The organism is Kitasatospora sp. NPDC001225 (assembly GCF_053597855.1).
This window is the reverse complement of sequence record NZ_JBSFJC010000112.1, coordinates 1-17,589: the sequence shown is the minus strand read 5'-3', so window position 1 is coordinate 17,589 and position 17,589 is coordinate 1. Positions and strand designations below refer to the sequence as shown.

At 73.5% G+C, this 17,589-nt stretch carries 16 protein-coding genes; 9 read left to right on the top strand and 7 right to left on the bottom strand.

Annotated features, from left to right (window positions below):
* Window positions 1-26 precede the first annotated feature (26 nt).
* Complete coding sequence (locus tag ACWDCZ_RS29940) at window positions 27-731, bottom strand: succinate dehydrogenase cytochrome b subunit (RefSeq protein ID WP_049652714.1); 705 nt, start codon at window positions 729-731, stop codon at window positions 27-29.
* A 96-nt stretch (window positions 732-827) separates the two neighbouring features.
* Here ACWDCZ_RS29940 and ACWDCZ_RS29935 point away from each other — a divergent pair, with 96 nt between their 5' ends.
* Window positions 828-1,751 carry a LysR family transcriptional regulator gene (locus ACWDCZ_RS29935; protein ID WP_074003639.1) on the top strand — a complete coding sequence of 308 codons (924 nt, stop codon included), beginning with the start codon at window positions 828-830 and terminating at the stop codon, window positions 1,749-1,751.
* A 28-nt stretch (window positions 1,752-1,779) separates the two neighbouring features.
* Here the strand turns inward: ACWDCZ_RS29935 and ACWDCZ_RS29930 are convergent, their stop codons facing one another.
* The 4 genes from ACWDCZ_RS29930 to gcl form a co-directional block, all read right to left on the bottom strand.
* On the bottom strand, window positions 1,780-3,048 hold the full coding sequence (locus tag ACWDCZ_RS29930) for a metallophosphoesterase (RefSeq protein ID WP_449817463.1): 1,269 nt from the start codon (window positions 3,046-3,048) through the stop codon (window positions 1,780-1,782).
* 165 nt (window positions 3,049-3,213) lie between these two features.
* Window positions 3,214-4,419, bottom strand: a complete 1,206-nt coding sequence (locus tag ACWDCZ_RS29925; RefSeq protein WP_449817459.1) for a hypothetical protein — start codon at window positions 4,417-4,419, stop codon at window positions 3,214-3,216.
* A 146-nt stretch (window positions 4,420-4,565) separates the two neighbouring features.
* On the bottom strand, window positions 4,566-5,054 hold the full coding sequence (locus tag ACWDCZ_RS29920; protein ID WP_049652707.1) for a glutathione peroxidase: 489 nt from the start codon (window positions 5,052-5,054) through the stop codon (window positions 4,566-4,568).
* A 231-nt stretch (window positions 5,055-5,285) separates the two neighbouring features.
* Entirely contained in the window at window positions 5,286-7,067 is a 1,782-nt protein-coding gene (gene gcl / locus ACWDCZ_RS29915) for a glyoxylate carboligase (RefSeq protein ID WP_074003637.1), read from the bottom strand.
* 749 nt (window positions 7,068-7,816) lie between these two features.
* Here gcl and ACWDCZ_RS29910 point away from each other — a divergent pair.
* Together ACWDCZ_RS29910 and ACWDCZ_RS29905 are read left to right on the top strand one after the other, a co-directional pair.
* Window positions 7,817-9,298, top strand: a complete 1,482-nt coding sequence (locus ACWDCZ_RS29910; RefSeq protein WP_380742609.1) for a SulP family inorganic anion transporter — start codon at window positions 7,817-7,819, stop codon at window positions 9,296-9,298.
* A gap of 114 nt (window positions 9,299-9,412) precedes the next feature.
* Window positions 9,413-9,724 (top strand): MTH1187 family thiamine-binding protein, encoded by a 312-nt coding sequence (locus ACWDCZ_RS29905; protein WP_049652700.1) that lies wholly within the window; start codon window positions 9,413-9,415, stop codon window positions 9,722-9,724.
* Between the two features lie 18 nt (window positions 9,725-9,742).
* On the opposite strand, the gene ACWDCZ_RS29900 is transcribed toward ACWDCZ_RS29905, so the two are convergent.
* Window positions 9,743-10,216, bottom strand: coding sequence for a DoxX family protein (locus ACWDCZ_RS29900; protein WP_049652696.1), 474 nt, complete (start codon window positions 10,214-10,216; stop codon window positions 9,743-9,745).
* Between the two features lie 154 nt (window positions 10,217-10,370).
* On the opposite strand from ACWDCZ_RS29900, the gene ACWDCZ_RS29895 reads away from it, so the two are divergent.
* From ACWDCZ_RS29895 to ACWDCZ_RS29885, 3 genes are all read left to right on the top strand, one after another.
* Complete coding sequence (locus ACWDCZ_RS29895) at window positions 10,371-10,949, top strand: TetR/AcrR family transcriptional regulator (RefSeq protein ID WP_074003635.1); 579 nt, start codon at window positions 10,371-10,373, stop codon at window positions 10,947-10,949.
* Window positions 10,950-11,026: 77 nt separating this feature from the next.
* The gene (locus tag ACWDCZ_RS29890) at window positions 11,027-12,466 is read left to right on the top strand and encodes an MFS transporter (protein WP_449817458.1); all 1,440 of its coding nucleotides are present in this window, start codon (window positions 11,027-11,029) and stop codon (window positions 12,464-12,466) included.
* Window positions 12,463-13,224 (top strand): SDR family NAD(P)-dependent oxidoreductase, encoded by a 762-nt coding sequence (locus ACWDCZ_RS29885; protein ID WP_049655613.1) that lies wholly within the window; start codon window positions 12,463-12,465, stop codon window positions 13,222-13,224. Before ACWDCZ_RS29890 ends, ACWDCZ_RS29885 begins: the two co-directional genes overlap by 4 nt.
* Before the next feature lie 83 nt (window positions 13,225-13,307).
* Here ACWDCZ_RS29885 and ACWDCZ_RS29880 read toward each other — a convergent pair whose 3' ends face one another.
* A complete protein-coding gene (locus ACWDCZ_RS29880; RefSeq protein WP_387971047.1) occupies window positions 13,308-13,994 on the bottom strand; it encodes an SMI1/KNR4 family protein in 687 nt (228 codons plus the stop codon).
* A gap of 215 nt (window positions 13,995-14,209) precedes the next feature.
* On the opposite strand from ACWDCZ_RS29880, the gene ACWDCZ_RS29875 reads away from it, so the two are divergent.
* The 3 genes from ACWDCZ_RS29875 to ACWDCZ_RS29865 all read left to right on the top strand — a co-directional run bounded on the left by ACWDCZ_RS29875 (window position 14,210) and on the right by ACWDCZ_RS29865 (window position 17,485).
* Complete coding sequence (locus ACWDCZ_RS29875; protein ID WP_049655615.1) at window positions 14,210-15,130, top strand: carbohydrate ABC transporter permease; 921 nt, start codon at window positions 14,210-14,212, stop codon at window positions 15,128-15,130.
* Window positions 15,127-16,029, top strand: a complete 903-nt coding sequence (locus ACWDCZ_RS29870; RefSeq protein ID WP_079272327.1) for a carbohydrate ABC transporter permease — start codon at window positions 15,127-15,129, stop codon at window positions 16,027-16,029. The genes ACWDCZ_RS29875 and ACWDCZ_RS29870 overlap by 4 nt, the downstream gene beginning before the upstream one ends.
* 61 nt (window positions 16,030-16,090) lie before the next feature.
* Window positions 16,091-17,485, top strand: coding sequence for an ABC transporter substrate-binding protein (locus tag ACWDCZ_RS29865; RefSeq protein WP_449817456.1), 1,395 nt, complete (start codon window positions 16,091-16,093; stop codon window positions 17,483-17,485).
* The last annotated feature ends 104 nt before the right edge of the window (window positions 17,486-17,589 follow it).

The following is a 17,589-nucleotide window of genomic DNA, read 5'->3' as shown; positions in this document are numbered from 1 at the left end:
ACTCCGGTCATCACGGCCACCACTGCTCACTTCACGACTCCGGTCATCACGGCCACGGGGACGGACAGGAAGCCGGCGGTCAGCACCAGCGCCAGGCCGTTCGCGACCAGCTTGAGCGCCCGGTCGCGGCGGGCGTTGTTGGCGCCGAGGGTCTGCGCGGCGCTCCAGAACCCGTGCCGGATGTGCAGGCCGACGGCCAGCATCGCGACGACGTAGAACACGTCGACGTACCAGCGGCCGAAGGAGGCCACGATGTTCTGGTACGTCTGGCCGTGATCGGTGCCCGGGTTCACGGTCAGCGTGGTGAGGTCGAGGATGTGCCAGACGATGAACAGCGCCAGGATCACCCCGCCCCAGCGCATGGTCCGCGTCGCGTAGCTCGCGCGGCGGCGCTTGTGCACGTACCGGCTGGGGCGGGCCGCGAGGTCGCGGCGGCTGAGCTGGTACGCGGAGACGCCGTGCAGCACCACGGCGGCCAGCAGGCCCGCCCGGGCGATCCACAGGAACCACTCGTGGCCCAGGAAGGGCTGTCCGATGGTGCGCAGCCAGGCCGCGTAGCCGTTGATGTCGTCCGGGCCGAAGAACACCTTGAGGTTGCCCAGCATGTGCGCGACCAGGTACAGCAGCATGGCCAGTCCGGTGACGGCCATGACCGCCTTCTTGCCGACGGTCGACCGCCACAGGGTCGCCAGGGTGGACGGATGCCGGGCCGTCCGAGTCGCGGTTGTCATGGCAGCAACGGTAGGGACGGCGGCGAGGGTACGTCCAAGACATGATGCGGCTCGTGACGATAGGCATGGGCTATCGGTGCGGCCTATCCTGGCCCTGTGCAGCTCCAGCAACTCCGCTACTTCCTGGCCGTCGCCGAGACCCGGCACTTCACCCGGGCCGCCGAGGCGGCACACGTCGCGCAGCCGTCACTCTCGCAACAGATCCGGGCCCTGGAACGGGAGTTGGGCGCGGAGCTGTTCCATCGCACCCGGGGCAACATCGCGCTCACGGACGCCGGGGACGCCCTGCTGCCGCTGGCCCGGCGCATCCTCGCGGACACCGAGACCGCCCGGCTGGCCGTGCAGGAGACGGTGCAGCTGCGCCGCGGCCGGGTCCGGCTGGGCGCACCGCCGAGCCTGTGCACCAGCCTGGTGCCGGACGTGCTGCGGGTCTTCCGGGACCGCTACCCGGGGGTGGCGCTGGTGGTCCGCGAGGGCGGCTCGCGCGACCTGGTCGGCTGGCTGGCGGCGGGGGAGCTGGACCTCGCGCTGACCATCACCCGGCCGAGCGGCGAGCAGGAGCCCGCGCTGGCGGTCACCGAGCTGCTGCACGAGGAGCTGGTGCTGGTCGCGGCCGGGCGGCCGGCCCGGCGCAAGGTCCGGGTGACGGAGCTGAAGGGCCGGCCGCTGGTGATGTTCCGGGAGGGCTACGACGTCCGCGAGGCGACCCTGGCGGCCTGCCGGGCGGCCGGGTTCGAGCCGGAGTTCGCGGTGGAGGGCGGCGAGATGGACGCGGTGCTGGGCTTCGTCCGGGCCGGGATCGGGCCCGCCGTCGTCCCCGGCATGGTGGCCGCCCGCTCCGGCCTCGCGGTGACGGCCTTCGCCGGGCCCGGACTGGGCCGCACCATCGCCGTCGCCCACGGCCACGAGGTGCCGCTCACCCGCGCGGCGGAGGCGCTGCGGGACACCCTGCTGGCGCACCTGCGCGACGCCGCCCGGGACGGCGAACTACCGCCGGGAACGCGGCTGTTGCTGCCGTGAGCCCCGGTCCGAGCCTTTCAGCGGTCGGTCACGCGGTGGGCGACGGACCGCCCGCGCGCAGCGTGAGCAGGGTGATCTCGCTCGGGGCGAAGACCCGGAACGGCGGGCCCCAGAAGCCGGTGCCGCGGCTGGTGTAGAGCTGGGTCCGCTCCCCGTGCCGGCTCAGGCCGTGCACCACCGGCTGGTCGATCCGGACGAGGAAGTTGAACGGCCAGATCTGGCCGCCGTGGGTGTGCCCGGAGACCTGCAGGTCGATGCCGGCGGCAGCGGCCTGCGGGACGTACTTGGGCTGGTGGGCGACGAGCAGGACCGGCAGGGCCGGGTCCGCCCCCGCCAGCGCGCCGACCAGGTTCGCGCGGTGTCCGGCCAGGCCGGAGGACTCCGCGGTCACGTCGTCCACCCCGGCGAGCACGAGGGCGTCCCCGCCGCGCTCCACCACGAGGTGGCGGTTGTGCAGCGGCTCCCAGCCCAGGTCCGCCATCCGGTCCAGCCAGCCCTGGGCCTCGCTGCCGTACTCGTGGTTCCCCGTGACGTAGACCTTGGCCAGCCGGGACCGGACCGTCCCGAGCGGCGCGGACTGGTCCCGGCGCTGGGCGGGGGTGCCGTCGGCGATGTCGCCGGCGTGGACCAGGACGTCCGCGTCGAGTGCGTTGACCGCCTCGGCGACCCGCGCCGACCAGTCCGCCCGGTCGATCGGCCCGTAGTGGGTGTCGGCCAGCACCACGACCCTGGTCCCGTCCAGGCCGGCGCCGAGCCGCGGGAGGTGCACGTCCACCCGCTTCACCCGGGGCACGCGCATCGCCTCGTGGTGCCCCCAGCCCAGCAGCCCGGCCGAGACCACGGCGACGGCCACCGCCACGGCCCTGGCCCGGTCGGTGCCGCCGACGTCGAGCCCGGCCAGCAGCAGGTCCACCGAGCCGCCCAGCACCGACCAGGTGAACAGCACCCAGACCACCCCGAGGCTGGTGTCCGCGACGCGGGCGGCCCGGTCGCTGCGCCGCCGCCCGTGGCCCGCGACCATCAGGAAGGGGAAGGAGACCATCCAGGCCGCGAGGACGACCGTGCCGGCCAGGAGGACCGGGAACGGCCAGTCGGCGCCGGAGGCGAACAGGGTCCACCAGGGCGGGAGGCAGAGCAGGACGAGGACGAGCACCAGGACCGCCAGCCGCCGGACCAGGGAACGCCGACGCCCCGCGCCCCCGCCCGGGGGCTCCGTGCCCGCCTCGGGCCGGGCGGCGGCCGCGACGGTCTCCGGGCCCTCGCGGTCCGCCGACCGGTGTCCCGACTCCAGCCCCATGGATTCGCCTGCTGTCACCGTGTCGCCCTCACATCCGCTGCCGTGCCCCTGCCCCCATCATCCGGCAGACCGTCGCCGACGGTCCCGCCCGGGGTCGCCGTCGTCGACCGGGCCGTGCGCCACGGGGCCCCGGCGAGTCGTCCCCGCCGACCCCGAGCCGGGGGTTCAGCCGCCGCCGTAGGTGGACTGGGTGACCGCGAAGACGTTGCGCCCGCCCGTGCTCTCCTGCAGCGACCACAGCAGGTCGGGGCCGGTGGCGTCCTCCCAGTAGGAGAGGCTCTCGCCGCCGCCCACCCAGGCGAAGGTCGAGGGGCCCGCGGTCGGGGTCCAGTAGTAGAGCTTCTTCTGCCCCGAGGAGTTGAACCACCACCGGCCGTTGTGGGAGGCCACGCCGTTGAGGTTGTACCAGGGCAGTTGGAGGGCCTGGCTTGCGGTCGTCGTCGCGGCGAAGGTCGTCGCCCCGGAGGCGAACGGGAAGCGGACGGCCCTCGGCGGGCGGTTCGGGTAGTCGACGCAGTCCGCCTGGCAGGTGTACTCCGTCATCACGATCGACCTGCTGACCCGGTCGAGGGAGACCGACGACCACACCAGCTTGGCTCCGGAGGCGGTCTGCGCGGTGACCGTGCCGATCTGGGGCAGCACGTAGGCGTAGTTGTGGGCGTAGTAGGCGCCTCCGGGCTGGCGGCCGATCTGGTCGGCGGTGCCGCCGGTGTCGGTGTTGAGGATCTTGCGCAGGTCGAAGACGCGCATGCCGCGGCCGGTGTCGGCGACGTAGAGGTGGTCGCCGTACCAGGAGACGCCGCCGGCGTGGATCGGGACGTCCTTGAAGTCCGGCGCGGCCGCGGTGCCGGTCGGCTCCACCAGGAGGATCTTGCGGTAGGTGTCGGGGTAGGTGGCGTCCCAGTCGACCAGGGTGATCCGGCTGCGCTGCTGCGCGCCGCCGCAGCCGTCCTTGGTGTACCAGCTCACCAGCACGAGCTGGTGGCCGTCGTAGTTGCCGCTGTTCGCGGTCCCCACGGCGTCCCGGCTCGTGGTGATGCCCTGGGGGAAGCTCTGGCAGTCGGAGTTGTCGCCGTCGTCGAACCGGAAGCCGGTGGTCAGGCCGGCCACGGAGAAGGACGCGGGGAGCGCCTGCCGGTCGTGGTTCGCGTGCTCCATCACCGTGTGCACGGCGGAGGTCCCGAGCGTCGTGGCGAGCGCCGAGTCGAGGGCGTCGTACTGGTGGTAGTCCGAGGTGAGGGTGTAGTCGGACGCGGTCAGGGCCGTCGGCGCCGCGGCGGCCGCCGCCGGCGAGGCACCGGCCGGTGTGCCGGTGACGAGCAGGCCGGCCGCGAGCAGCGCCCTTGCCGCTGTTCTGACGTGACGGATCATCAGGGTGGGCCCTCCGTGGGCGATGGATCAACGGGGGCACACACGGTAGGGGCGCTTGGGCATGTCCGCAACACCCGAGGAGGGCCTTGCGTGCGCGCACGACGGAGGCCCGGGGCCGCGGCCCCGGGCCTCCGCGGTGCGTGTGGTCAGGCCGGCAGGACGGCCTCGAGCGCGGCGACCAGCTCCGGCGACTCCGGCTCGACGGGCGGGCGCAGGCGCGCGACGACGGTGCCGTCCGGGGAGAGCAGGAACTTCTCGAAGTTCCAGGCGATGTCCCCGGCCTGGCCCTCGGCGTCGGCGACCTCGGTGAGCTTGGCGTACAGCGGGTGGCGGTCCTCGCCGTTGACGTCGATCTTCTCGAACAGCGGGAAGGTCACGCCGTAGGTGGTGGAGCAGAAGGTGCGGATCTCCTCGGCGCTGCCGGGCTCCTGTCCGGCGAACTGGTTGCAGGGGAAGCCCAGCACGGTGAACCCGCGCCCGGCGTACCGCTGCTGGAGCCGCTCCAGGCCCTCGTACTGCGGGGTCAGACCGCACTTGGACGCGACGTTGACGATCAGCAGCGCCTTGCCCTTGTGGTCGGCCAGCGAGGTGGCCGCGCCGTCGAGGGTGCGCAGCGGGATGTCGTACAGGCTCACGGGGGTGGTCCTTTCGGGAAGTCGTCGGGCCGGGCCTCTTCGTGGGCCACGGTAGCGGCCGTCACCTGGTCAACTGCGGTCGGCGTGCCGATGTTCCGGGCGCGGGGGCGGGTGGGGGCGTGCGGAGCGGCTCGTCCGCCCCCACCCACCCGGCGCGGACGGCCGGCGCGGACGACCGGCGCGGACGGCCGGTGCGTGCGACCGGCGTGCGCGACCGGTGCGTGCGCCGCGTTACGGCACCAGCGGCCGGATCGCCGTCGGCGCGTGCTCGGGGAGGGTGGCCAACTCCTCGAACTCGTTGACCTTGTCGATGTCGGCGGCGGCCATCGAGATGTTGGTGACCCGCTCCAGGATCGCCTCGACCACGACCGGGACGCGGAACTCGGCGGCCAGCTTCTTGGCCTCCTCGAAGGCGGGCAGCAGGCCCTCCGGCTCGGTGACCCGGATCGCCTTGCAGCCCAGGCCCTCGACGACCTTGACGTGGTCCACGCCGTAGACGCCCAGCTCCGGCGCGTTGACGTTCTCGAACTCCAGGTTGACCTGGTAGTCGATGTCGAAGGCGCGCTGCGCCTGGCGGATCAGGCCCAGGTAGGAGTTGTTCACCAGCACGTGGACGTACGGGATGCGGTGCTGGGCGCCGACCGCCAGCTCCTCGATCATGAACTGGAAGTCGTAGTCGCCGGAGAGCGCGACCACCTGCCCTCCCGGGTCGGCGGTGGCGACGCCCAGCGCGGCCGGGATGGTCCAGCCGAGCGGGCCGGCCTGGCCGCAGTTGATCCAGTGCCGCGGCCGGTAGACGTGCAGCAGCTGCGCGCCGGCGATCTGGGAGAGGCCGATGGTGGTGACGTAGCGGGTCTCCGGGCCGAACGCCCGGTTCATCTCCTCGTACACGCGCTGCGGCTTGAGCGGCACGTCGTCGAAGTGGGTGCGGCGCTGGAGCCGGGCCCTGCGCTCCTGGGCGGCGGCGGCCCAGGCGGTGCGGTCCTTGAGCGTGCCGGCGTCCCGCAGTTCGCGCGCCACCTCGACGAACAGCTCCAGCGCGGCCCCGGCGTCGGAGGCGATGCCGAGGTCCGGGGCGAAGATCCGGCCGAGCTGGGTGGGCTCGACGTCGACGTGGACGAAGGTGCGGCCCGCGGTGTAGACGTCCAGGCCGCCGGTGTGGCGGTTGGCCCAGCGGTTGCCGATGCCGAGGACGAAGTCGGAGGCGAGGAAGGTCTCGTTGCCGTAGCGGTGCGAGGTCTGGAGGCCGACCAGGCCGGCGTTGAGCGCGTGGTCGTCCGGGATGACGCCCCAGCCCATCAGGGTGGGGACCACCGGGACGCCGGTGAGTTCGGCGAACTCCCGCAGCAGCTCGGCGGCGTCGGCGTTGATGACGCCGCCGCCCGCGACGATCAGCGGGCGCTCGGACCGCTGGAGCAGCGCGACCGCCTTCTCGATCTGGACGCGGTTGGCGGCCGGCTTGTAGACCGGCAGCGGCTGGTAGGCCTCTGGGTCGAAGTCGATCTCGGTCAGCTGGACGTCGATCGGCAGGTCGATCAGGACCGGGCCGGGGCGCCCGGAGCGCATCAGGTGGAAGGCCTGCTGGAACACGCCGGGGACCTGCGCGGCCTCCAGCACGGTGGTGGCGGCCTTGGTGACGGGCCCCGCGATCGAGGCGATGTCGACGGCCTGGAAGTCCTCCTTGTGCAGCCGGGCGACGGGCGCCTGGCCGGTGATGCAGAGGATCGGGACGGAGTCGGCGATCGCCGAGTACAGGCCGGTGATCATGTCGGTGCCGGCCGGCCCCGAGGTGCCGACGCAGACCCCGATGTTTCCGGCCCTGGCGCGGGTGTAGCCCTCGGCCATGTGGGAGGCGCCCTCGACGTGCCGGGCCAGCGTGTGCCCGATCCCGCCGGCGGCCTTGAGCGCGGCGTAGAACGGGTTGATGGCCGCGCCCGGCACGCCGAACGCGACCTCAACGCCTTCGAGCTTGAGGATCTCCACGGCCGCGCGGGCGGCTGTCATACGAGGCATCGGATCTCTCCTGCGTCGGCCCGCAGTGGCTCGGAGGGCTCATCTCCTGAATTCCACCATACGGAAGAACGGTTTCTGTATGTGGAAACACGGTAGGGCGGGGCTCGTCGGGGCGTCAAGGGGACTTCAACAGAATGTGGAAGGCGTCGGGCGGACCGTCGGGCGGCGGGGATTCGCACGCCAGGACGGCGATCGCGCTGGTGTGCCCGGGGAAGCGGACGCTCCGCGCCGGGAAGAGCGGCCGGTGTGCAGTGGCGGTGAAGGGACGGTGCCTGCTGTGGGCCCGCCCCGCCGGGCTGGGTACCGTCGGTGCCACGCCGGGCCCGTGACGTCCAACTGAGGCCGCGGCAGGGGGGTTTCGGGAGCACCGCGGAGCGGGGGAACTCCGCCGGTGGCCCCGTCCAGGACCAGCGCGCCCGGTCCGCCGCACCCGAGCGAGGGACGCACCCCCCGGCCGCACCGACCCGACACCCGCCGCCGCGCTCTGGTCCGCCCGGACCCGCGGCCGTACCGCTGTCGCCGCTGTTTCCCCTGCCCTCCCGTTCCCCGCTCCTCCTCCTGCTCCCCGCCCTTGCAACGGCGCGCCCGCTGCGGCGGACGCGCGGAAGGAACGTCCCCATGCGCTGCTGCACCCCTGCCCGGTCCCTGGCGGTGACCGGGTGAACCCGCCGCCCCACCGGAGCGACAGCCCGCCGGGCCGCCTCCGCAAGCACGGCCCGCCGGGCCGGCCCCGCACCCCGGCCGCCGTCCTGCGCGCCGTCCCCTGGCGCCACGACCTGCCGGCCTCGCTGGTGGTGTTCCTGGTCGCCCTCCCGCTCTGCGTCGGCGTGGCCGTCGCCTCCGGCGTCCCGGCCGAACTCGGGCTGGTCACCGGCATCGTCGGCGGCCTGGTGGCCGGCCTGCTGCCCGGCAGCAGCCTCCAGGTCAGCGGGCCCGCCGCCGGACTGACCGTCCTGGTCGCCGACGCCGTCCAGCGCTTCGGCGTCGGCGCGCTCGGCCTGCTGGTGCTCGGCACCGGCCTGCTCCAGCTGGCGATGGGCGCCCTGCGGCTCGGCCGCTGGTTCCGGGCGATGTCCGCCTCGGTGGTGCACGGCATGCTGGCCGGCATCGGACTGACCCTGGTGTTCGGCCAGCTCTACGCGCTCGCCGACCGCCGCGCCCCCGCCACCGGGCCGGAGAAGATCGCCGGACTGCCCGGCCTGCTGGGCGACGTGCTGACCGCCGCGGCCAACCCGAGCGCCGTCGCCCTCGGCCTCGGCACCCTGCTGGTCCTGGTCGCCTGGAAGTACCTGCCGGAACGGGCCGCCCGCGCCGTCCCCGCCCCGCTGGCCGCCGTCGGCCTGGCTGCCGCCGTCACCGCGGCCGCCGACCTGCCGGTGGCCCGCGTCCACGTGGCCGGGCTGCTCGACGTGGTGCACCTGCCCGGCCGCGACGCCCTGACCGCCCTGGCCGGCCCCGCCGGGATCGGCACGGTCGTCGCCTTCACCCTGATCGCCTCCGCCGAGACGCTGTTCAGCGCCGCCGCCGTCGACCGGATGCACCACGGCCCGCGCACCGACTACGACCGCGAGCTCACCGCCCAGGGCATCGGCAACACCGTCTGCGGACTGCTCGGCGCGCTGCCGATGACCGCGGTGATCGTGCGCAGCGCGACCAACGTCCAGGCCGGCGCGCGCACCAAGGCCTCGCGGGTCCTGCACGGCGGCTGGCTGCTGGTGTTCACCGCGCTGCTGCCCGGCGCGCTCGGGCTTGTCCCGCTCACCGCGCTGGCCGCCGTCCTGGTGCACGCCGGCGCCAAGCTGGTGCCGGTGCGCCGGATCGTCGCGCTCTGCCGCGGGCACCTGGGCGAGGCGGTGGTGCTGGTGGTCACGACGGTCGCGATCATCGCCACCGACCTGTTCGAGGGGGTGCTGATCGGCGTCGGCCTGGCGGTGGCCAAGTCGGCCTGGCAGACCTCGCACCTGCACATCGCGGTGGAGGAGCAGGAGCAGCCGGCCGGGCAGCCGCTGCACCGGGTGCGGCTGAGCGGCAACGCCACCTTCCTGCGGCTGCCCCGGCTGCTGGACACCCTGGAACGGCTGCCGGGGGACCGGCCGGTGGAACTGGACTGGTCGGGGCTGCGCCACCTGGACCATGCCTGCACGGTGGCGCTGGTCTCCTGGGCCGACCAGCACCGGGCCCGCTCCACCGCCCCGCTGGCCGTCGAACCGCCGCTGCCTTCGGTGGCTTGAGGTCCGGTCCGGTCGGGGGGCGTCCAGCCCGGTCGCGGGACGTCTAGCCTGGTCGCGGTCCGGGTGCAGGCCCGGGCCGCGACCGGTGCCGTCGACCACAAGGAGCGCAGAGCCGTGATCGCAGCCTTTTCGGTGACCCCGCTGGGGATCGGCGAGGACGTGGGGGAGGCGGTGGCCGCCGCCGTCCGGGTGGTCCGGGAGAGCGGTCTCCCGAACCGCACGGACGCGATGTTCACCAGCATCGAGGGGGAGTGGGACGAGGTGATGCCGGTGATCAGGGCGGCGATCGAGGCGGTGAAGGCGCATAGCAACCGGGTGAGCACGGTCATCAAGATCGACGACCGGGCCGGGGTCACCGACGGCCTCACCGCCAAGGTCGCCTCGGTCGAGCGACACCTGGCGGCGGGCGGTCCGTCGGACCGTTGACCGGCCCCGGGCGGTGCGTCAGACCGCCGACGTCGGCCGGACCGCCGGTTCGGCCGACGCCGCCAGGGGTCGGCGGGTGAGCAGGCGGTCCACGGCGTACGGGCCGGAGCCGAGCGCCGCGATGGCCAGGAAGGCCCAGCAGAACAGCACCGAGGGCTCGCCCCCGTTCTGCAGCGGCAGCAGGGCGTGCTCCTGGTGGACGGTGAAGTAGGCGTAGGCCATCGAGCCGGAGCAGAGCAGGGCGGCCACCCTGGTGCCGGCGCCGAGCAGCACCAGGACGCCGCCGACCAGCTGGATCAGCGCGGCCCACCAGCCGGGCCACTGGCCGAGCGGGACGGTGCCGCCGCCCTTGGCGCCGCCGAGCACGCCGAACAGCGAGGCGGCGCCGTGGCAGGCGAAGAGCAGGCCGACGACGATCCGGAACGCCGTCAGCACGACGGGTCTGACGGCGTCGGCGGTCTGCCGGGAGTGGGCGGGACGGGGTGTGGACATGCGAAGCGCCTCCTGTGGGGGAAGGAGGTGGATGTGGGAGCGGTAAGGGTAGCCATGGTCTAGTCCACTTGGCAATGCTCCGTCAGGGATCAGGTCTGGACCACTGATCGCCCTTTCTTGACCGACCGATCCAGAAAGGGCTACTGTTCCCGGCATGGCGCGAACGAAGGAATTCGACCCGGACGCGGCGCTGCAGGCGGCCCTGGAGCTGTTCTGGCAGCGCGGCTACGAGGCCACCTCGATGGCCGACCTGGTCGAGCGGCTCGGCATCGCCCGGGCCAGTCTCTACGCGACCTTCGGCAGCAAGCGCGAGCTGTACCTGCGGGCGCTGGAGCGCTACTGCGAGCAGAGCGACTCGGCGCGACTGGACGACCTGTCCCAGCCGGGCCCGGCGCTGCCGGCGGTCCGCGCGCTGGTCCGCCAGTACGCGACGGCGGAGGAGGGGGAGCGGCGGCTCGGCTGCTTCGTCACCAACACGGCGGTGGAGCTGGCCCCGCACGACCCGGCCGCGTCCCGCCGGGTGGAGGCGAGCTTCGACCGCCTGGAGACGCTGCTCGCCGCCGCCCTGGCGCGGGCCGCCGCGCAGGGCGAACTGCCCGCCGGGCGGGACCCGCGGGCGCTCGCCAGGATGCTGGTGGTGCTGCTCCAGGGCATCCGGGTGGTGGGCAAGACCGCCGACGGCGCGCCCCTGGCGCGGGACGCCGCCGAACAGGCGCTGGCACTGCTGGACTGACACCCGGCCGGCTCGGGCCGGGTCTTCTGCTGGGCTCATACTGGACCGAACGGTCTACATAGGGGGGAGGGTTTTACATGCCTGTCATCACTACCGGCCGGTACGGCTTCGCGCTGCTCGGCGTCGTCCAGGCGGTGCTGATCTTCACGATCATGATCCTGACCGTGCCGCTGCCGCTGGTGGCACGGGAGTTGGGGCTCGGCCCGTCCGGGGTGCTGCTGCTCAGCGCCGCCTACGGCCTCTCCTTCAGCTCCCTGCTGCTGCTCGGCGGACGGCTGACGGACCGTCACGGCGGGCGCCCGGTGCTCCGCGCCGGCCTGGTGCTGCTCGCCGCCGCCTCGATCGCCTGCGCCCTCGCGCCCGGCTACCCCGTCCTGCTGGCGAGCCGCTTCGTACAGGGTGCGGGCGCGGCCCTCACCGCCCCGGCGGCGGTCGCCGTGGTCCGGGTGCTGCACCCCGAACCGGCCGCCTACCGGCGGGCGATGGCCACCTGGGGCGGCCTGTCGGTGCTCGGCGCCACCGTCGGCAGCGTGGTCTCGGGCGCGGTCGCCGCCGCGGTCTCCTGGCGCTGGCTGTTCGCGGTGCCCGTCGTGGTCGCCCTGGCCGGGCTCGCCCGATCCGGATCCCTGCCCGCCGCCCTGCCCGCAGCCCCTGGTCATGCCCCCGCCGTCCGCCGACCGGCCCTCGACCTGCCCGGCGCCGCCCTCGCCACCGCCGGTGTCTGCGCGGCGAGTTACGCCCTGGTGGCCTCCACCGAGCAGGGCTGGCGCAGCCCCGGGACGTACGGTCCGCTGGCCGCCGGACTCGCCCTGCTGCTCGCGTTCGCCGCCGTCGAGCGCCGCACCGCCGACCCGCTGCTGCCACCCGGCTTCCTCGCCGACCGGCGCCGGGCCACCGCGCTCGCCGCCGTCATGGCCACCGCCGCCGGCACCGCGCTCACCTTCGTCCTGCTCTCGCTCTACCTCCAGCAGCTGCGCGGCTGGAGCGCCGCGGCCACCTCCGCCGCCTTCGTGCCGTACGCGGTGGTCCTGCTGCTCTCCGGCCGACTGGCCGGCCCGCTGACCGTCCGGTACGGACCGGTGGCGGTCACCGCCGGCGGCCTCGCCGTGGCGGCCGCCGGACTCGGCCTGCTGGCCGGGCTCGCCCCCGGCAGCGGCTACGCCTCCGGCCTGCTGCCCGGACTGCTCCTGCTGCCCGCCGGCGCCGCCGCGGCCTTCGCCGGGGCGGCCGTGCTCGCCACCGGCGGGGTGCCGCCCGAGCGCACCGGGCTGGCCGCCGGAGTGTTCAACACGGCGATGGAACTCGGCCCCACGGCCGGACTGGCCGCTCTGATGGCGCTCGCCGCCACCCGCCCGAGCGTCGTCGGCGGCTACGCCGCGGCCTTCGCGGCGGCCGCGGCGGGGCTGGCGCTGACCGCCGTCGCGGTCGCCGCCCTGTCCCGCGCCACCCCTACCACCCGCACCACCAGCACCACCGCACCCGAACACACCACCCGGATCAAGGAGTTCACCTCATGAGCACGCGTTTCGCCGACAAGTCTGTCCTGGTCACCGGCGCGGGCAGCGGCATCGGCCGGGCCATCGCGCTCGCCTTCGCCCGCGAAGGCGCCCGGGTCGCGGTCGCCGGCCGCACCGCCGGACCGCTCGCCGAGACCGTCGAGCTGATCGAGCGGGCCGGCGGCAAGGCCGCGGCGCTCACCGGCGACGTGACGAACGCCCAGGACGCCGCCCGGCTGGTCGGTGAGACCGTCGAGCTGTTCGGCGGCCTGGACGTCGCCGTCAACAACGCCGGGGTGTTCGGCGCCGCCGGTCCGGTCGCCGACATCGACGAGGCCGAGTGGCAGCGGGTGTTCGGCATCAACGTCACCGGCACCCTGCTCGCCATGCAGCCGCAGATCGCCCACATGCGGGCCCACGGCGGCGGCGCGATCGTCAACGTCTCGTCCAACCTGGGCGCCCACAAGCGGCTCGCGGGCGTCGGGGCCTATGCCGCCAGCAAGGCCGCGGTCACCGTGCTGACCAGGGCCGCCGCCCTCGACCACATCGCCGAGGGCGTGCGGATCAACACCGTCAGCCCCGGCGCGGTGGACACCCCGATGTCCTCCCGGCCGGGCGAGGACGCCGCGACCAAGGCCGGGCGGATGAAGGCCGAGGTCCCGGTCGGCCGGGCCGGGGCGACGGAGGAGGTGGCCGCCGCGGTGCTGTACCTGGCCTCGGACGAGGCGGGCTACACCGTCGGCAGCGACCTCGTCCTGGACGGCGGCTCCTCGGCCTGACCGCCTGACCGCCTGACCGCCTGACCGCCCGATCGCGTGACCGCCTGACGGCCTGACCGCCCGATCGCGTCATCCCCGCCGGGCTACTCGTCCGGCGACTCCCCGGGCACCACCCCGTAGAACGCGTCCAGCGCCTGCGGGGTGCGTGCCCGGACCACCACCCAGGCCTCCTCGGCCACCCCGACCAACACCTCCGGGCCCTGGTACCAGCGGAAGTGGCGGCCGAGCGCCGGCAACTCGCCCAGACCGTCCGGCAGTTCCTCGTCCCAGTCGAGGAAGTCGGTCAGCTCGTGGTCCTCCAGCAGCTTCTCCATCAGCGCCATCGCCGCGGCCGTCGCCGAGAAGCGCTCGTCCCAGGGCTCCCACCGCTCCTGCGACTTGTCCGCCAGGTCGAGCCGGAACACCGTCGGCGGATCCTCCCGGTCGAGGCCGTCCAACGGCACGCCCCAGTGCGCGCAGCCCTGGTTCTCGGCCCGGAACACCAGGGCGCCGTCCAGCACGTGCAGCTCGTCCGGTGTCAGCAGCACGTCCTGGCTGCTGGTCAGGTCCGCCCGGCGGCCGAACAGCCGGTACGCCTCGCGCAGCGCCACCGGCAGCCGCAGGCCCAGCCGCCGCTCGGCGGCGTCCAGCTCCGCGTCCGTGAAGCCGTCGCCGGGCCCCAGCGGCTCGCCCCAGTACGCGGCGAAGCCCCTGACGAGTGCCCAGGCGCCCGCGCGGGAGCGCACACTTTCGGCCATTGCGGCCGGGATGTCGAATTCCGTTTCGTCCACCCGCGCACCGTACGCCACCCCTCCGACAGCGCGGTGGCCCGCCCAACTGCCCGTCTGCCGCCGGTTCGCCACCCGTCCGGGCACGACCGGCCGGATCTGACGCGAACGCGTAATCCCCGCGACACCCGTTGATCACCGCGGGGTTTCCGCGCCGTCGTTCGGGCAAGACACGGTTTCGGCCGGAACCGACATCACGAAAGGCGGACGCGCGACACATGCCGACCGCACCGCACACCGGGCCCCTCCCGGCCCGTCGAAGCCGCTGGGGAGAACACGGGCTGGCCTGGGCCTTCCTGCTGCCCTCCCTGGTGGTCTTCGTCCTCTTCATCGGCTACCCGCTGGGACGGACCCTCTACCTCAGCGGGCACGCCAACGACCTCTTCGGCGCGCCCTCCCGCTACGTCGGGTTCAAGCACTACACCGACCTCTTCGCCTCGGCCGACTTCGTCCGCACCCTCACGACCACGGCACTGTTCACCCTGCTCACCGTGGTGCCCGGGGTGCTCGGCGCGCTGGTGCTGGTGCTGCTCCTGGAGAACCGGATCCGGGGCGTGCGACTGCTGCGCTCGGCCTTCGCGCTGCCCTTCGCGTTCTCGGTGGCCAGCGCCTCGGTGGTGTTCGCGGTGTTCTTCAACCCCGCCAGCGGGGTGCTCAACGGGCTGCTCTCGCACGTGGGCCTCGGCCCGATCGGCTGGCTGACCGACTCCCGGTACGCCCTGCTCTCGGTGGCCGTCACCACGGTCTGGATGAACCTCGGCTACAACGTGCTGGTGCTCTCCGCGGGCATCGGCTCGATCCCGGGGGAGATCCTGGAGGCGGCCCGCATCGACGGCGCCTCCGGCCTGCGGCTGGCCCGTTCGATCACCGTCCCGATGCTCGGTCCGAACCTGTTCTTCCTGACCGTGGTCTCCACCGTCCACGCGCTCCAGAGCTTCGGCCAGATCCACATCCTCACCAAGGGCGGGCCGGACGGCTCCACCCGGACCCTCGTCTACTCCGTCTACGAGAAGGCCTTCGCCTACGGCTCCAGCGACTTCGGCACCGCGAGCGCCCAGGCCGTGGTGCTGCTCGTGGTCGTCCTCGCCTGCACGGCCGTCCAGTTCGGCGTCCTGGAGCGGAAGGTGCACTACGCATGACCACCCTCACCACCGAGGCCGAGCCGAAGGCCGGGGCGCCCCGTCCGCCCGCCCGCGCCCGCGCCCTCGCCGGGCGCTCCGCGCGCGACCTGCTCGGCCGCGCCGCCGTCTACCTGCTGCTCGCCGTCGCCGTCGTCACCGTGGCCTTCCCGGTCTACTACGCCGTCGCCGGCGCCTTCATGGGCCCGTCCGAGCTCTCCTCCTACCCGCCGGCCCTGGTGCCGCACTCGGTCACCGGACGGAACTTCTCCGGCGCCGTGGACGCCATCCCGCTGGCCCGCCAGTACGCCAACTCGGCGATCGTGGCGACCGTCATCACCCTCGCCCAGCTGTTCACCTCGGTCCTCGCCGCGTACGCCTTCGTCTTCCTGCCGATGAAGGCCCGCGCCGTGGTGTTCGGGGTGTTCCTGGCCACCCTGATGGTCCCGTGGGAGGCCATCATCATCCCCAACTACCTGACGCTGTCCGGTTGGGGGCTCGGCAACACCTACTTCGGCCTGGTGCTGCCCTTCCTGGCCTCCGGCTTCGGCACCTTCATGCTGCGCCAGGCCTTCCGCCAGCTGCCCGGCGAACTGCGCGACGCCGCCCGGATCGACGGGGCCGGCCACTGGCGCTTCCTGTGGCGGATCGTCGTCCCGCTCAACAAGCCGGCCCTCGCGGCGCTGTCGATCTACGTCTTCCTGTCGGCGTGGAACCAGTACTTCTGGCCGCTGATCATCACCCGCACGGCGAACATGCAGACCCTCCAGATCGGCCTCACCTCGCTGCGCGACGCCGAGATGGCCGACCCCGGGCTGATCCTGGCCGGCGTCGTGCTCTCCCTGCTGCCCACCCTCGCCCTGGTGGTCTTCGGCCAGCGCTTCATCGTCCGCGGCCTCACCGCGGGCGCGGTCCGCTGACCGTGCCCCTCCCGCTCCTCCCGTGTCCCCCCTCCTCGAACGCTCGAAAGAGAGAACCCTCGTGAAGAAGAGTGCGCGCGCGCTCGCTGCCCTGCTGGTGGCCGGCCTGTCCCTGACCGCCTGCAGCTCCAGCGGCTCCGGTTCCGGCTCCGGCGGCTCCGCCGACGCCGGCGCGCCCGGCGCCCAGGCGCTCGACCAGGCCTCCGGTGTCACCAGCGTCGAGTTCTGGCACTCGATGACCGGCAAGAACGCCGAGGTGCTGAACGGGCTGGTCGGCCAGTTCAACGCCGCCCACCAGGGCAAGATCGAGGTCAAGGCGGAGTTCCAGGGCAAGTACGACGAGCTGGTCACCAAGTACAAGGCCGCGGTGCAGCAGAAGGGCACCCCCGCCCTGGCGCAGGTCTACGACATCGGCACCCGGTTCATGATCGACTCCAAGCAGACCGTCCCGGCCCAGGCCTTCGCCGACAAGGACGGCTACTCGCTGGACGACCTGGACGCCAACATCCGCAACTACTACTCGGTCGGCGGCAAGCTCCAGGCGATGCCGTTCAACTCCTCGATGCCGCTGCTCTACCTGAACACCGACGCCTTCAAGGAGGCCGGCCTCGACCCGGCCCAGGCCCCCAAGGACCTGGCCGAGCTGGGCGAGCTGGCCAAGAGGCTGACCAAGAAGGACGGCGACGGCAAGACCGTCCGGTACGGCTTCGGCGCCGCCATCTACGGCTGGTTCGTCGAGCAGCTGCTCGCCGAGTCCGGCACCATGTACTGCGACAACGACAACGGCCGCGGCAACAAGGCGGGCAAGGTCGTCTTCGACTCCGCCCAGGGCGCCCAGATCGTCCAGTGGTGGGCCGACCTGGTCAAGGGCGGCTACGCGGCCAACACCGGCCGCACCACCGACGACGCCCAGGCCGCGTTCAAGGCCGGTACGGTCGCGATGCACCTGGAGTCCACCGGCGTGCTGCGCGGCTACACCGAGGCCGCGAAGTTCGGCGTCGGCACCGCGGCCTTCCCGAAGGTCACCGCCGCCGACCAGGGCGGCCCGGTGATCGGCGGCGCCTCGCTGTGGATCAGCGGCCCCGGCCACTCCGACGCCGAGAAGCGCGCCGCGTGGGAGTTCGAGAAGTTCGTCTCCGCCCCCGAGCAGCAGGCCGTCTGGCACACCGGCACCGGCTACTTCCCGGTCAACACCAAGGCCCTGGACGACCCCAAGGACAAGGAGTGGGTGGCCAAGTACCCGCAGTTCCAGACCGCGATCGACCAGCTGAAGGCCACCAAGCCGACCCCGGCCACGGCCGGCTGCCTGCTCGGCGTGATGCCGCAGGCGCGCAAGGGCGTGGAGACCGCGATCGAGCAGACCATCGCCGGCACCAAGCCCGCCCAGCAGGCCCTGGCCGACGCGGCCAAGGAGCTCCAGCCGGCGATCGAGAGCTACAACAGCTCGGTCGGCTGACCTCCGGGACTACGACGACGGCCCGCCCCGCGCACCACGCGCGAGACCAAGCGGACCGGCCGCGCCAAGGCCGTCCTGCTGAACAGCCGGACCGGGGCCCTGCA